This is a genomic window from Sulfitobacter delicatus (assembly GCF_900102535.1).
GTDB classification, from domain to species: domain Bacteria; phylum Pseudomonadota; class Alphaproteobacteria; order Rhodobacterales; family Rhodobacteraceae; genus Sulfitobacter; species Sulfitobacter delicatus.
Window position 1 is genome coordinate 339,966 of sequence record NZ_FNBP01000001.1, and the last position, 15,403, is coordinate 355,368.

Sequence of the window (15,403 nt, forward strand, 5' to 3'; positions counted from 1 at the left end):
ATCCCTCGACGCGCAGCACCCTTGCGCGAAAGCCACATCGCCTGCGCTTTCCCCCCCAACGTGATCCGTTTGTTGATTTTTTGACCCCTTCCGGGAATATAGGTGGATTGGACTAACGGCCCTGTGGCGCTAACTTTCCGTTGTCAGGAAGGTGCTATTCTCGCTTCATGGCCAGATACAAAGGTAGGATCTGTTGCGGCGTCCTGAGATAACATTACTGCTGGGCTGCCTTGCGATCACCGTGGGGGTCTTCCTCTTTAGCAGCCGTAGCAACGAGGCCGCTGCCAAGCTTCGTTTCGAACGGATTGTGGAGGAGAGCCTTCAAAACCTCGACGCCCGCATGCAGACCTATTTGCAAGGGCTCAACGGCGTCGCCGCCTTTATCAACGCCTCGGACGAAGTGACGGCGCAGGATTTCAGCCTCTACGTCGAAACGCTTGAGATCGATACCTTTCTGCCCGGTATAAACGGCGTCGGCTTTATCGCCCCTGTGGCTGCGGGGACGGAATCAGACTTTCTGCAAGACGTTGCAGCACTTGGCATTGAGGATTTCAGCATCCACCCTTCGACCGGCAATGCCGAGCGTATGGTTGTGCAATATATCCACCCGCTTGAGCGCAATGCCGAAGCTCTGGGGCTCGACCTCAGCTATGACGAAGATCGACGCCGCCCCGCGGTACAGGCATTACGGACGGGCGCACCCCAGCTCTCGCCTCAGATTCAGTTGGTCCAAGACGAGAACGATACGCCGGGCTTCCTGTTGATGCGCCCAGTCTTTAAAGCTGACGCACAGATTGGCTCAGACTTGCTCGCAACCGAAGCCCCTGGATTTCGGGGGTGGGTCTATGCCCCCTTTGTTGCACGCCACTTGTTGACGAACCTTACGCCGGCTCAGGGAAACGCCTATAACTTGCAGGTCTTTGACGGGCTAATGGCTGACCCTGACAAGCTGCTCTATGATGGACAGCCCGCTGATGCGAAGGGCGGGCGCTACACCACAGCGCAGACCATCGAACGGTTTGGCCGGCCTTGGACAATCATTCATTCCAGCACACCTCCTTTCGACGCCGGTGCGCGGAGCACTTTGCCCTTCATCCTGCTCTTTTCGGGATTGCTACTGACCGCTCTTCTGGCTGTCGCCTTTCGCAGCCTGCGCCAGCGCAGCGAAGCCCTCAGCCAACTTGCGTCACTGCGGGAACGTCAGATTGACGCCCATGAAGAAGAAAATCGCTCGCTTATCGAAAATGCCGTGACACCGGTGTTTCTGCTCGACGGGCAGGATTGCGTGCTTTTCGCCAACCAAGCGGCCCTTATCTGTTTCGGATATGGCCGGGACGTGATGCGGGGCATGAACTTCAGCGATCTGGTCACGAGTCTGGAAGACGATCAGATCGAAGGTCAGGTGAACGCTATTGGCATGACCTGCTTTGGCCAGACGCTTAAACTCGACCTGCAACGCAACAACTGGACGACACATACGGCAGAGCGCCGGGTTACAGCGATCGTACGGGACTTGACCGCTGAAATCGCCGTTCAAGAAGAGCTGACCCATAACAAGGCGCTTTATGACCTAGCGCTTCAAGGTGCGAAGATCGGTGTCTTCGACGTTGATCTGACCACCGGAAAATCTGCTGTTTCGGACACTTGGCGCGATATCGTCGGGTTGAAAGATACCGAGCGGACGCCAGACACTCAGGCCGAGTTCTTGCAGCGGGTACACCCAGATGACCTTCCTACCCTGACGGAAAGTGATCTGGCCTGTATCAAAGGGCAGACGGAACGGTCGATTACGGAATTCAGGATCAACGTAGGTGAAGGCAGATGGCGCTGGATGCGCTCCGACGCCCGGATCACCGAACGCGCGCCGGACGGCACAGCGCTTCGCATGGTCGGCACCCAGATGGATGTCACCGATCTGGTTCACTCGCGAAACGCGCTTGAAACCAGCGAAAGCCGTTTCCGTCAGGTTCTGGCTGCCGCTCCTGTTGGCATGGCGATCTTGGGCGAGGGCGGCGTCTTTACCAGCGTCAACAGCGCCCTTTGTACCCTTTGTGGCTATAGTGCAGATGAATTGCTGTCGAACACCAAGCTCGGGGATCTTATGCCCGAGGAGGACCTCAAAAAGCTCTATGGAGACGTGCAGGCGCTCGTCGCGGCCAGATCGACGGAGATTTATCAGGCCCAGTTCCGCATCACCCACAAGCGCGGCACCGAGCGTTGGGGGCTGTTCAATGTGTCATGGACGCTCGATAAAAACACCCGCAGCCATGTCTTTATCGTCCAGATCAACGACATCACCGATCAAAAGAAACTCGACCAAATCAAAAGCGAATTCGTTTCCACCGTTAGCCATGAGCTGCGGACACCGCTGACCTCGATCAAGGGGGCCTTGGGTCTTATCGACACGGGCGAGAAGACCCCCCTGCTCCCGGCCTATGTCCGTCTGATTGAGATCGCGCGCAGCAATGCAGACAGGTTGTCGCATATCGTGAACGACATTCTTGATCTGGAGAAAATCTCTTCAGGTGAGGTCACGTTCGACATCCATGACACCGACCTCTGCGAAGTGATCCGTGCTTCGGTCAGCGAAATGTCTCCTTTTGCGACGACCCACAGCAACGAGTTGATTACACAGTTACCTGATGAACCCCTCATGGTCAGTGTCGACGAAAGCCGCACGCGTCAGGTACTGGCCAACCTGATCTCCAACGCCTGCAAATACTCAGACAGCGACACCGACGTCTTGGTGCGGGCAGAACAACTCGACGACAAGGTCATCGTCTTTATCCAAAACAGCGGCCCCGGCGTTCCGGAGTCCTTCCGCCCGCGCATTTTCCAAGCCTTCTCGCAAGCCGACGGCTCTGACACGCGGGCCAAGGGCGGCACAGGTCTGGGGCTGAACATCACCCGTCAAATCATCTCCCGCCAAGGCGGCGCTATCGGGTTCGAAAGCATTCCAGACGGGATTACAGTCTTCTGGTTCACCTGCCCGGTTGCCGAAAGCGCCTCGCTTGAAGCGAGCGCTCCCGAACCCAAGATGATCGTCAATCATGGCGAAAAATTGCGGGTTCTCCATATTGAAGACGATTTAGACTTCGCTGAAGTCATCCGAACAGGCCTTGGCAAGGTGGCCGAGGTGACCAATGTCACTACCCTTGCGCGCGCGCGCCGCGCTCTTGGTCAGATGCCTTTGGACGTGGTGATCCTTGACTGGCGCCTGCCGGATGGCGACGCCCGCACCCTGCTGGACGATATCGTCCGATTGCACCCATCGGCCAAGATTATAGGGCTATCGGCGGATGCGGACCGGGAGCAAGATGACCGCGTCGGCATCAACCTTGTTAAATCCCGAAGCGGAATTCGGACGGTGGTCAACTCGATCACCGGAGCCACCGCACGCGCCTCCTGAAACTTGTCTAGTGAAAGAAACTGACGCTAAAGTGCACCATGCCATATTATTGCCAACATGGACTGACAGGTTGCTGACATTAGAGAGCTAACGAGACGCGTTTTGGGAGTGCGTGTCGTTTTATCGGCGAGGGATTACGAGTGTCGTCATTTATTTCGAACAAGCGCAACGCAGCGAGCCTATTTCTCAGCTCCGCGTTGGCAGGCGGTTGGTACACAGCAACTTCGGCCTTATTGTCCGGCCAATCAGAGGAATTTGTCCCGGTGGTCGGCGCCATTGTGTTGGCAGGTATAACGCCCTTAGTTATGCCTCTCGCGCGCAGCAGGACCGAAGCCGAAAACCACAGTATGGCACAGCGCCTCAGGGCCTTTGACAGCCACGCTATCGTTAATATTGTCGACACCAAAGGTCTGCTTGAGGAGGTCAATGACCGCTTCATTGCCCTGACCGGCTATACCCGCGAACAGCTAATCGGCAAACCTGTTTCCATGCTCTATGACGACGCGTTCAAAGAGCTGGCCGCCGAAATCCGCGCTTGCCTGAAACGCGGCGATACTTGGCAGGGCGAAACGCCGCTGCGCTGTGCTAACGGGCGGATGATCTACACCCAGATCACCGTCATGCCGATGTATGATGAACAGGGCAACTGGACCGGATCAATCTCGGCCCGAACCGATGTCACCCGCGCCAATGAACTGTTGGCCGAGCGCGACACGGCAGAAACTCTTTATGAACTGCGCGATGACATTTGGATCGTTGACGCGGAAACGCGTGTCTTCAGCTATATGAACCGCAGCGCCATGCGGCGCACCGGTTGGTCGGACAAAGCATATACCGCCAAGACGCTGGACGACCTCTCAGATGAGAGCGGCAACGATGCGATCCTGAACGCTTGCGAAGAGCTTGCGAGCTCGGGCGAAGTCATCACTCAGTTGGATACCGAACTGCTGGGCAAGCATTTTCAGGTCACCATCAAGATGCTGCAGATTGGCCGTGCGCCGGGCCGTTTCCTCATCATGCTGCACGACATTTCCGACATCATCGACGAAGAGCGCATGAAGTCAGAGTTCATCTCAATGGTCAGCCATGAGCTACGCTCCCCCCTGACCTCAATCAAAGGCTCTATGGGGCTTTTACTGTCCCGCGCCGCCGGAGAACTGCCCAGCAAGGCCCGTGCGCTGCTTGAAATTTCGCACCGGAACGCCGACCGCCTGGTCTTGATCATCAACGACATCCTCGACCTCGAGAAAATTGCGAACGGGCGGCTTGAGTTCAACCTCGAAGACACCGACATAGTGTCCCTTTTACGCGAGACCGGCGACGCCAATGCCTCGCTAGAACAGCGGTTCGGGGTTCGTATCCAAATTGAAAACCTCAATACGCCGATCTGGCTCAACACCGATCCGAACCGGGTCATCCAAGTTCTCACAAATCTGCTGTCGAATGCCGCGAAGTTCTCTAAACCCGGCGACCGTATTCTCGTCCGAGCAGAAGATGATCCCAATGAGCTGCGCATCTCAGTCACTGACAAAGGTCAGGGCATTCCGATGGCCGAACAGCATAAGGTATTCCAGCGCTTCGCGGACCTGTCGAACTCCAACCGGGCGGCCAAAGGTGGCACGGGATTGGGCCTTAGCGTCTGCAAGGCAATCGTGGAGAACCTCGGCGGTAAAATAGGTTTTGACAGTCGTGAAGGATTTGGTACGACATTTTACTTTACCCTGCCGAAGAAAACTTCTCAGATGGGGGCGAAGGAAACGGCCCCGCTGCTGCGCGAAGCCTCCTAGAGAGAGTATAGAATGATCAAACTGCTGCACGTCGAAGATGACGCGGATATTCGCGAAATCGCCCTTATGGCGCTAGAACTGAGCGGCGACTTCGATGTCGTCCAGTGCGAAACCGGCGAGGCGGCGTTGAACCAGGTTCAGAACTACACCCCTGACGTCATTCTGCTCGACATGATGATGCCCGGCATGACCGGGCGTCAAACGCTCGAGAAAATGCGCGAGATGGACAGCCTGCGTGATGTGCCGGCGATCTTTATGACCGCGCGCGCGCAGCATAACGAGATCGAAGAGCTGCGGGAGCTGGGGGCAGCTGATGTCATCAGCAAACCCTTTGATCCGATCTCGCTCGCCGATCAGGTCAAGACAGCGATGCAAGCCGGGTAACGTCCCGGCCTGCGGTAACTGCTAATTTTAGATTTTTTTTGTGCGGCCGGCGGCCGAATGTCGGGTTCGCTTAGGCTGCCGCTTCGATCTGCTTGCGGCAGGCCGCAACAAAGCTATCGAGCGACGAGATCAGTTCGACCGGGCAAATCGCAAGATCCGCATCCGGTCCAGCCAGGTGATCAACAATCCGCATCTCGCAGCCGCGCGCGGCTTGGCCAAGCTCTTCAAAGCCCAAGGACCCTGCACTGCCCGCAATCTGATGGAGAATTGCCTGCGCGCCGGCCAAGTTGCTGTTAATCTCTTCGACAGTCTTCCCGTCCCAGGCCGCTAGCCCGTGGCTGGCGATCTGCGTTTGACGTTCCGACAGCATCTCGAGGAAGCGCTTGCGGATCCGGTCGATGCCGGGAAGTTCGGTCATTACTTTGGTCATGCGCGCTGATCAACGTCCCAGAAGTTTGTGAGCGATCGCGTATGGGCCAGGCTGGCTTCCTCGGCAGAGGAATGCGCCTGCGCCAGCGCGTCCATTACGGAACTGCCGGATTTCCAGATCAACCGCACCGCAGCCCCGGCGCTGACGCGCGGATGGATCCGCTCACCGTGGTTGTCGAACAGCTCGGTCTGCGACAGCTCGAAATTCACCTGATCCATCAGGCCCCTCATATCGGGCCGCCAGCCGCTTTCGGTGATGCAAACAAAGGTGCCATTGCCCGCATAGGACATCAGGAACTGATGCCCGACCAGAGTATCCGAGAGCACCTCGGCAACATCCGAAATCAGGCTGTAGAACTCAAAAGCGCTCAGCGCCGCGTGGAAGGCGTCGATCTCGCGGATGGTAAAGGCAAAGGTGGTAGAGCCAAAGAGCGCGCTGCGCGACAGCTGCGCGACGTAGTTCTCCATCGCGGTATATTCGATCACATTGTCCACGTCATAGATCGAGATCGGCTCGAACAATTCGACATGGCTGGTCTGATCCGCGACCGACTTGGCCGCAAAGATTTTCTTGGTCCGCAACTGGCGGTCCTGCGCCAGACCTTCGACCATTTTGATCCGCGAGGTCAGTTCAGCGATCTCAAACGGTTTGGTCACATAGTCCGTAGCACCCGCGGCAAAAGCGCCGTCGATATAGCGTTTGTCGGACATCGCCGTCAGCATCAGGATCGGCGTATCGGAATGGCGCGAGGTTTCACGGATGCGTTTGGCCAGTTCGATCCCGTCCATGCCGGGCATCTGAATGTCCAACATGAAACAATCGATCGGGCCGGTCTCGGGGTCGCCCAGCACCTCAAGTGCATCGAGCGCCGAGTCAGCAGTGGTCAGTTCATGAGTCCCAATGATCTCCACGAATTGCCCAAGCAACTCGAGGATAATTGGATCGTCATCCACCGCCAGGATTCTCATTTGCTATCTCCACGCATCGAATAAAGCTGTCCCACATCGGATGAGACAGTCACTTGTTAGCAATATTGTCGGGAACTGTGTTCGAATTTGGGCGAATCCGTAGCAAATGGACGTCAGATCGCGGAACTGTTTCTAATTGATGAATCTTTACCACAGTATAAAGGCGTATTTGCCTGCCCAACCTCCCTCAAACCGAGAACAGGTGAGCCGTCTGGCGATGATTCTTTGGGGGATACTAGCGTGCAAATGACTGCCTTTTTCGACGGCCCGGCAGCGCCGGACCATCGGAATTTGTAAAGCCTGGCCTTAGCCCAGCGTCGCCTTAACCGCATCAACGGTAGCAGCTACAACCGTATCGGCCTCTTCGCGCGTCAGGCAGAAGGGCGGCGCGTAGCCGATGATATCGCCCTGCGGCATGGCGCGGGCGATGACACCAGCCTTGGCCATTTCGCCAACGATGGCGGGCACCACTTTGCGCGACGGGTCAAAGCCTGCGCGGCTGTCGCGGTCCTGCACCAGTTCCACCGCGCAGAGCATCCCTTCGCCCCGAATTTCACCCACATGCGCGTGGTCACCCAGCGCATCTTTCATTTCGGCGTTCAGGTACTTACCAACCTCCGACGCATTCTCGATCAGCTTCAACTCGTCGATCAGCTTGAGGTTCGCGATCCCCGCCCCCGCGCCAATGGGGTGCGCGGAGTAGGTCCATCCGTGGCCGATGGGGCCGTTTTCATCGGTGCCCTGTTCCAGCACCTTCCACATCTTATCGCCCACGATGGAGCCGGAAAGCGGCGCGTAGGCCGAGGTCAGACCCTTGGCGATGGTGATCAGGTCGGGCTTCATGCCGTAGTGATCCGACCCAAACATGCTGCCCAAACGGCCAAAGCCGGTGACGACCTCATCCGCGACCAACAGGATATCGTGTTTGTTGAGCACTTCTTGCACGGCGGCCCAATAGCCCTCTGGCGGTGGTACGATGCCCCCGGTGCCCAGAACCGGCTCGCCGATGAAGGCGGCGATGGTGTCCGCGCCCTCACGCTCGATCAGCGCTTCCAACTCGGCCACCAGATGCGCGACATAGTCGGCTTCGCTCATGTTCACGTCAGGGCGGCGGTAGTAGTAAGGCGCCTCAGTGTGAACAACCTGCGCCAGCGGCAGGTCGAACTTCTTGTGGAACAGTTCCAGCCCGGTCAGCGAGCCGGTGACGAGACCGGAGCCGTGATACCCACGCCAACGCGAGATGATCTTCTTCTTTTCGGGCCGCCCGAGGATGTTGTTGTAGTACCAGATCAGCTTAACGTTGGTTTCATTCGCGTCCGACCCGCCAAGGCCGAAATAGACCTTGCTCATGCCCGCTGGCGCACGGTCGAGGATCATTTTCGACAGGGTGATGCTCGCTTCGGTGCCATGCCCGACATAGGAGTGGTAATAGGCCAGTTCATGCGCCTGCTCGGCAATCGCCTCCGCGATCTCGGTGCGGCCATAGCCGACGTTGACGCAGTAGAGGCCCGCAAAGGCGTCAAGCAACTGGTTGCCGTCGCGGTCGGTGATATGGCTGCCTTTGGCGGTCTTGATCACGCGGGTCGGGCTTTCGCCGCGGGCGTGCTGCGCCAGATGGGTGGAGGGGTGAAAGAAGTTTTCACGGTCCCATTGTTCGAGCATATCGTTCTTCAGCATTGGTCTTCCCTTTCTATCGACGCGCCTTTGCGCCGTATTCTTAAAGTCTTAGGCCCAGTCACGGCAGACGTATTTGATTTCCGTGAAGGCTTCGAGCCCCAGCCGCGATCCTTCGCGCCCGATGCCCGATTGTTTCGTCCCGCCAAAGGGGATCGGCGCGCCGGTCACCTTGGTGCGGTTCACTGCCACCATGCCGAAACACAGCGCCCGGCTGGCGCGGTAGATGCGGCGCGGGTCTTGGCTGTGGACATAGGCCACCAGCCCGTATTCCGTGTCATTCGCCCGCGTGATCGCCTCATCCTCACTGTCGAAAGCTGCGATGGCCGCCACGGGGCCAAAGGTCTCTTCGCGCATGATCAGCGCATCGGCAGGCACATCGGCCAGCACCGTCGGCTCGAAAAACAGCGGCCCCATCGCGTGACGTTTGCCCCCACAAAGCAGCCGCGCCCCGCGGTCCAGCGCATCTTTGACGTGTTCTTCTTGTTTGGCCACCGCCTTTTCGTTCATCAGCGGTCCGATGTCGGGATCGTCCGAGCCGATGCCCACGGTCAGCGCCTGTGTGGCGGCGGTGAAGCGGGCGCAGAAGGTGGCATAGCTGTCGCTGGCGATGAAGAAACGGTTGGCGCCGAGGCAGTCTTGGCCGGAGGTCGCGAACTTGGCCTTGATCGCCTCTTCGACGGCACGGTCCATGTCGGCATCGTCAAACATGATGAAGGGCGCATGGCCGCCGAGTTCCAGCACCAGACGTTTCACCGAGTCCGAGGCCTGACGGTAGAGCAGCTTGCCGATCTCGGTGGACCCGGTAAAGGAAATCGCCCGCACGCGGGTGTCCTCCATCCACGGTTTGACGATCTCAGATGCCTCACCAGTGACGACGTTAAAGACCCCCTTGGGCAGCCCCGCCTGCTCACCCAATTCGGCTAAGGCCAGCGCGGAGAACGGAGTCTCTGCCGACGGATGCGCCACCACGGTGCAGCCCGCCGCCAGCGCCGCTCCTGCTTTGCGGGTCAGCATGGCAGAGGGGAAGTTCCACGGTGTGATTAGGGCCGCGACGCCCACAGGCTCGCGCCAGATTTCGACCTCGGCGTCGGGCAGGTGCGAGGTGACGCCTTCGATGTTCGGGCGGCGGGCTTCTTCGGCGTAGAACTCAAAGAAAGAAGCGGCATAGTCGATCTCGCCACGGGATTCAGAGATGGGCTTGCCCTGCTCCGCGGTCATGATCCGCGCCAGATCTTCGCGGTTCTCCAGCATCAGATCACGCCAGCGCCGCAGGATCGCCCCGCGCTCTTGTGGCAGCAGACCGGCCCACCGTGGGAAGGCCGCGTGCGCCGCATCGACCGCCGCACGGCTGTCCTCGCCGTTCAACTTGGCCACCGAGCCCAGCACCGAACCGCTGGCCGGATCGGTGACGTCAAAGGAGTCGCTCTGCGCCCCGGCGACCCATGCGCCGCCGACATAGGCGAAATGGCGAGCCAATGCGCCGTCTTCCAGCGCGGGCAGCCCGTTTACGGGGGTTGGGGTCATCTTGGTCACGGCGCACCTCCTTTGGGATGAATTGCCCCGAGGGTAAGCCGCGCAATGGCGAAGGTTTGACTGACTTTATGGCTCTGCACCGGAGGATTTGCGGCAGAGAGCAGCCTTGGCCGGAAAAACTACGGCAGATCAGTCTTCGCCGTCGGGCAGCAGCAGCGACAGCGGCAGCGGCACGGATTTCACCGATTTGGTCACGATATAGGTGAAATAGCGCGTCAGCCCGGCCTGCTGGTCCAGCAGCGCATCCATCAGGCGCTGATAGCTATCGATGTCGCGGGTCACGACCTGCATGAGGTAATCAAACCCCCCGCCCAAGGCCCAGCATTGCACGATCTCATCATGCTGCGCGATCACGGCTTCAAATCGCTGGAACGCCTCTGCCCGGTGGTTGCCCAGCTCGGCTTGCACAAAGACCGTCACATGTGGCGCGATCCGACGCAGGGCGACTTGTGCTTCATAGCCGGTGATAATGCCCGCAGTCTCAAGCCGCGCCAGCCGTTCGCCGCAGGCGGTGGCGCTCAGGTTCACCTTGTCAGCAAGCGCAGATTTCGCGATCCTCCCCTCGCGGGACAGGATCGACAGCACGGCGATATCGCGTTTATCCAGTTTGACAAAGCTCATGCCCGTTTCATGGGAGCCGCCGTCGGGCTTGTCAATTGTCATGATTGTCGTGATCATCCCAACCATGACAAAATGGCGTCCAGACCCTGCAACACTGACCCGACCTGCCTATCGATCACTTGTTCAGGCGATTGAGACGGCGATCCAAAATGGGGTGCTGAAACCCGGGGAGCAACTTCCGACCCAACGGCAAATGGCCTTTGACCTGTCGCTCAGCGTCCAAACCGTGAGCCGTGCCTATGACAAGCTGACCGAAACCGGGCGGATCATCGGCGAAGTCGGACGCGGCACCTTCGTGCGGGCGGCGAGCGACGATATCTCCACCCCCTTTGTCAGCCGCAAGGCCGCGGGGCGTCTTTTGGATATGTCGATCCTGAAGCCGGTAATGGACCACGCCCATGAGGAGGCGATGCAGAAGACCCTTCGCGCAATGGCGCGGTCCCTGCCCCGCGTGGTGATGGGCGGCGCGCGTAATGATGTTGGCACCGGAGGCAGCAGTGCGGCGCGGCGTTGGTTGGCGCTTTGCGGGTTAGATCTGACGGGTATGGCCGTTTTGCCTACCAATGGCAGCACCAGCGCCATGACAGTTGCACTGATGACCGCCACCCAGCCCGGCGACCTAATCGTTAGCGAAGAAATCGGCCATCATACCCTGCGCCCCCTCGCACGATTTCTCGGCCTCCGCCTTCAAGGGGCCACAGTGGACGACGGCGGCATCTGCCCAGAAGCACTGGACCACCTTTGCCGCCGTGAACCAGTAAAGGCTGTCTATTTAATCCCAAACGGCGCCAATCCTTTGTGCTTTACAATGACCCAACACCGCCGCGCGGCGGTGATTGAGGTGGCACGGCGGCACGATCTGCTGATCATCGAAAATCAAGCTTGGGGCCCGCTGCAAGACGCGCCGCCGCCACCAATCGCCGCCCTCGCACCGGAACGCGTGCTCTATTTCACCAGCCTGACCAAATGCCTGCTCTCGGGGCTGAGGGTCGGGTATCTGGTGGTGCCGGATCACCTGAGCGCTTCAGCCGCGAACCGCCATATGGTGACCTCCTGGATGGCGACCCAATTGATGACCCAGATCGCAGATCGGTGGATCGAAGACGGCACGGCCGACGCGCTTTTGACCCGCCAGCAACTCGCTCTGCGCGACCGGGCAGATTTTGCAGCCAATGTCTTTCGAGGGCGCGACATGCGCACCAGTCCCAACGGGCTGCACATCTGGCTGCCCTGCCATGACACGCAGGAGGAAACCTTGCAGGCGCAAGCGATCCGCGAAGTCGGCGTTGCCGTGGCGAACGGCGCAAGTTTTGCCATCGGTCCGCCGGACCGCCACCCGGGGCTGCGGATCGCGATTGGGGGGCAATCTTTCCCCGAGTTCGCCCGGGGGATTCGTATGATTGATGCGGCGCTGCGCCACAATAATAAGCACTAAGGATTTCATAGAGCGGCGCAAATTGTCATGGATCAATATTCACATTGACATGATTGCGATCGGTTTAAATGATCAAGGGGTCAGGACAAATGTCTCGCTGCGGCCATTGTGCTGCGCAGATTAAAAATGAAAGGGAGTTTCATGGCTATTTTTAGAACCGTACTAACCGGGGGTATCCTCGCTGCCGCGACTACAGTCGCAGGCGCGGCCTCTGCCGAAACTTGGCGCTATGCTTTCGAAGAAGCGTTGGACGAGGTGCAGGGCAAATACGCTCAGAAATTCAAAGAAGAAATCGAAGCGAACTCCGACCACGAAGTGCAGCTTTTCCCCTACGGCACCTTGGGTGAGTCCGTCGACACGATGGAGCAGGCGCAGGCCGGCATCCTTCAGTTTGTCGACCAGTCGCCCGGCTTCACCGGCGCGCTGATCCCCGAGGCGCAGGTCTTCTTTGTGCCCTACCTCTTGCCGCAGGATGACGAGCAACTGTTCGAATTCTTCCGCACCTCCAAAGCCATCAACGAGATGTTCCCCGAACTCTATGCCGAGCAAGGTCTCGAACTGCTCAAGATGTTCCCCGAGGGCGACGTCTGCATGACCACGCAAGAGCCGGTCAAAACGCCTGAAGACCTCAACGAGGTCAAGTTCCGCGTGATGACCAACCCACTGCTGGTCGAAAGCTACAAAGCCTTTGGTGCCACACCAACACCGCTGCCATGGGGCGAGGTGTATGGCGCGATGCAGACCGGTATCATTCAGGGTCAGGAAAACCCCGGCTTCTATCTGGAATCTACAAAGATGTATGAGGTGACCGAGGTCATCACCTGCATCGGCCACAACAACTTCACCACCGCGGTGATGGCCAACAAGGATTTCTACGACGGTCTGTCCGACGAAGACAAAGAACTGGTGCAGAACGCCTCCGACGCAGCGTTTGAGTATATTCTCGAGTACCAGTCCGGCCTGCAGGAAAAGTCGTTGGAAAACATCGCCAAGGCGAAGCCTGACATGCAAATCAACATCCTGTCCGAAGAAGAACGCCAGCCCTTCAAGGACAAGGCTGCATCGGTCGAAGAAGCCTTCATCGAGATGACCGGCGACAGCGGCAAAGAGATTCTTGAACAGTTCAAGGCCGACCTCGAAGCCGTCAAGTAAACGCATCCCCTCACCCTCCGGCATCGCCGGGGGGTCACTCTTTTCTATCTAAGCATTTGAACCAGTTACGGGATGACGCCGGTGACGGAAGACAACCACAGTTCACAGTTGCAGTCGCAGACTGACACCACCGGCACCGATGACGCCCCCGTCGGCCCCTATAGATCCACCCTACCCGGCCCCCTCGGCACGATAGACAACGCAATCAGCAGGCTTGAGTCCGTGATGCTCGCCGCTGGTGTTTTGCTGATGGCTGCCAATACGATCGCCAATGTGGTAGGGCGTTTCGTCTTTCAAAGCTCGATCTTCTTTTCCGAAGAGCTCAACAGCATTCTGATTATTCTGATTACATTCGCGGGCATCTCCTATGCCGCGCGGCACGGGCGGCATATCCGCATGTCGGCGATCTTCGACGCCTTACCCCCGCGTCCGCGTAAAGTGCTGATGATCTTCATCGCCTTTGTTACCGCCGTCTTCATGTTCGGCCTCGCGTGGTACGCGTTACAATACATCTTGACCCAGGCTGGCCGTGGTCGCCTCTTGCCCGCGCTGCAAGTGCCGGTTTGGTGGACTCTCGTTTGGGTGCCTTTCGGGTTCTTCATGACCGGGCTGCAATATCTGCTCACCGCGATCAAAAACCTGATCGAGCCAGACATCTACCTGTCGACCAGCGTTCTCGAAGGCTACGACGATAATGAGCGGGAGGTCTAAACGATGGCCCTTACCATTTTCTCCATCATGGTCGTCCTGCTGCTCTTGGGCTTTCCCATGATGATCCCGCTGATCGTTGGCGCATTTGTCGGCTTCTATTCTCTCTTCGGCGGCTTCGGCCAGTTGGAGACAATGGTGCAGCAAATGATGGCGGGCATCCGGCCTGCCTCACTGATTGCGGTACCGATGTTCATCTTTGCGGCTGATATCATGACCCGCGGCCAATCTGCCGGACGGTTGATCGACATGGTGATGTCCTTCGTCGGGCACCTTAAGGGCGGGCTTGCGGTCTCGACGGCTGCTGCTTGCACCATGTTCGGGGCGGTGTCGGGCTCCACCCAGGCGACGGTGGTCGCCGTGGGTTCGCCACTGCGGCCCCGGATGTTGAAAGCGGGCTATAAAGACAGTTTCGTTCTCGCCCTGATCGTCAACTCCTCAGACATTGCCTTCCTGATCCCGCCCTCCATCGGCATGATCATCTACGGCGTGGTTTCCAACACTTCGATTGCCGAACTCTTCATTGCAGGCATCGGACCCGGTCTGCTGATCCTCGTTCTCTTCTCCATCTATTCGGTGATCTACGCCTACCGCCACAATGTCCCGACCGAAGAGAAGGCCACCTGGGGCGAACGCGCCCGTGCGGTGCGCCAAGCGCTTTGGCCGCTGGGCTTTCCAGCGATCATCATCGGCGGCATCTACGGCGGTATTTTCTCACCCACCGAAGCGGCGGCGGCCTGTGTGCTCTATGCCGTTTTCCTTGAAATGGTGGTCTTCCGCGAAATTGATTTCAGCGGCCTTTATGAGACCGCCAAATCCACCGGGTTGATCACGGCTGTGGTCTTTATCCTTGTCGCGGCGGGTGCGGCCTTCTCTTGGGTGATCTCCTTTGCGCAGATCCCGCAGGCGGTGCTCGAAGGCATCGGCATTGATGAAATGGGCCCCATCGGGGTGCTTTTTGTGATCTCCATCGCCTTTTTCATCGGCTGTATGTTCGTGGACCCGATCGTGGTGATCCTCGTCTTCGTGCCGATCTTTGCGCCGGTGGTGAAATCCGTGGGCCTAGACCCGGTTCTGGTCGGCACAGTCATCACCCTGCAGGTCGCCATCGGCTCGGCCACGCCGCCCTTTGGCTGTGACATCTTCACCGCCATCGCGGTCTTCAAACGCCCCTACATGGAAGTTATCCGCGGCACCCCGCCCTTCATCGTGATGTTGCTCAGCGTGTCCGTCGCGCTGATCTTCTTCCCGCAGATCGCCCTCTTCCTACGCGATCTGGCGTTTTCGAAATAACAGGAG

12 protein-coding genes are annotated in these 15,403 nt (G+C 58.5%); 7 read left to right on the forward strand and 5 right to left on the reverse strand.

Annotation, left to right across the window (positions count from 1 at the left end):
- The first annotated feature begins 193 nt into the window (after positions 1–193).
- The 3 genes from BLS57_RS01790 to BLS57_RS01800 all read left to right on the forward strand — a co-directional run bounded on the left by BLS57_RS01790 (position 194) and on the right by BLS57_RS01800 (position 5,580).
- Positions 194–3,409, forward strand: coding sequence for a CHASE domain-containing protein (locus BLS57_RS01790; RefSeq protein ID WP_244153572.1), 3,216 nt, complete (start codon positions 194–196; stop codon positions 3,407–3,409).
- Between the two features lie 347 nt (positions 3,410–3,756).
- On the forward strand, positions 3,757–5,196 hold the full coding sequence (locus BLS57_RS01795) for a PAS domain-containing sensor histidine kinase (protein ID WP_244153573.1): 1,440 nt from the start codon (positions 3,757–3,759) through the stop codon (positions 5,194–5,196).
- 12 nt (positions 5,197–5,208) lie between these two features.
- Positions 5,209–5,580 carry a response regulator gene (locus BLS57_RS01800; RefSeq protein ID WP_093738564.1) on the forward strand — a complete coding sequence of 124 codons (372 nt, stop codon included), beginning with the start codon at positions 5,209–5,211 and terminating at the stop codon, positions 5,578–5,580.
- Positions 5,581–5,650: 70 nt separating this feature from the next.
- Here the strand turns inward: BLS57_RS01800 and BLS57_RS01805 are convergent, their stop codons facing one another.
- The 5 genes from BLS57_RS01805 to BLS57_RS01825 form a co-directional block, all read right to left on the reverse strand.
- A complete protein-coding gene (locus BLS57_RS01805) occupies positions 5,651–5,998 on the reverse strand; it encodes an Hpt domain-containing protein (RefSeq protein ID WP_244153574.1) in 348 nt (115 codons plus the stop codon).
- Between the two features lie 8 nt (positions 5,999–6,006).
- Positions 6,007–6,978: a response regulator gene (locus tag BLS57_RS01810; protein ID WP_093738568.1), complete on the reverse strand. Its 972-nt coding sequence runs from the start codon at positions 6,976–6,978 to the stop codon at positions 6,007–6,009.
- A 306-nt stretch (positions 6,979–7,284) separates the two neighbouring features.
- Entirely contained in the window at positions 7,285–8,655 is a 1,371-nt protein-coding gene (locus BLS57_RS01815; protein ID WP_093738570.1) for an aspartate aminotransferase family protein, read from the reverse strand.
- Between the two features lie 48 nt (positions 8,656–8,703).
- On the reverse strand, positions 8,704–10,179 hold the full coding sequence (locus BLS57_RS01820; protein WP_093739135.1) for an NAD-dependent succinate-semialdehyde dehydrogenase: 1,476 nt from the start codon (positions 10,177–10,179) through the stop codon (positions 8,704–8,706).
- Positions 10,180–10,317: 138 nt separating this feature from the next.
- Complete coding sequence (locus BLS57_RS01825; RefSeq protein ID WP_244153575.1) at positions 10,318–10,851, reverse strand: Lrp/AsnC family transcriptional regulator; 534 nt, start codon at positions 10,849–10,851, stop codon at positions 10,318–10,320.
- Between the two features lie 22 nt (positions 10,852–10,873).
- On the opposite strand from BLS57_RS01825, the gene ehuR reads away from it, so the two are divergent.
- The 4 genes from ehuR to BLS57_RS01845 all read left to right on the forward strand — a co-directional run bounded on the left by ehuR (position 10,874) and on the right by BLS57_RS01845 (position 15,397).
- Positions 10,874–12,244 (forward strand): MocR-like ectoine utilization transcription factor EhuR, encoded by a 1,371-nt coding sequence (gene ehuR / locus BLS57_RS01830; RefSeq protein ID WP_244153576.1) that lies wholly within the window; start codon positions 10,874–10,876, stop codon positions 12,242–12,244.
- A 141-nt stretch (positions 12,245–12,385) separates the two neighbouring features.
- Positions 12,386–13,396, forward strand: a complete 1,011-nt coding sequence (dctP, locus tag BLS57_RS01835) for a TRAP transporter substrate-binding protein DctP (RefSeq protein ID WP_093738574.1) — start codon at positions 12,386–12,388, stop codon at positions 13,394–13,396.
- Between the two features lie 72 nt (positions 13,397–13,468).
- Positions 13,469–14,107 carry a TRAP transporter small permease gene (locus BLS57_RS01840; RefSeq protein WP_208597501.1) on the forward strand — a complete coding sequence of 213 codons (639 nt, stop codon included), beginning with the start codon at positions 13,469–13,471 and terminating at the stop codon, positions 14,105–14,107.
- A 3-nt stretch (positions 14,108–14,110) separates the two neighbouring features.
- A complete protein-coding gene (locus BLS57_RS01845; RefSeq protein ID WP_093738576.1) occupies positions 14,111–15,397 on the forward strand; it encodes a TRAP transporter large permease in 1,287 nt (428 codons plus the stop codon).
- Positions 15,398–15,403 lie beyond the last annotated feature (6 nt).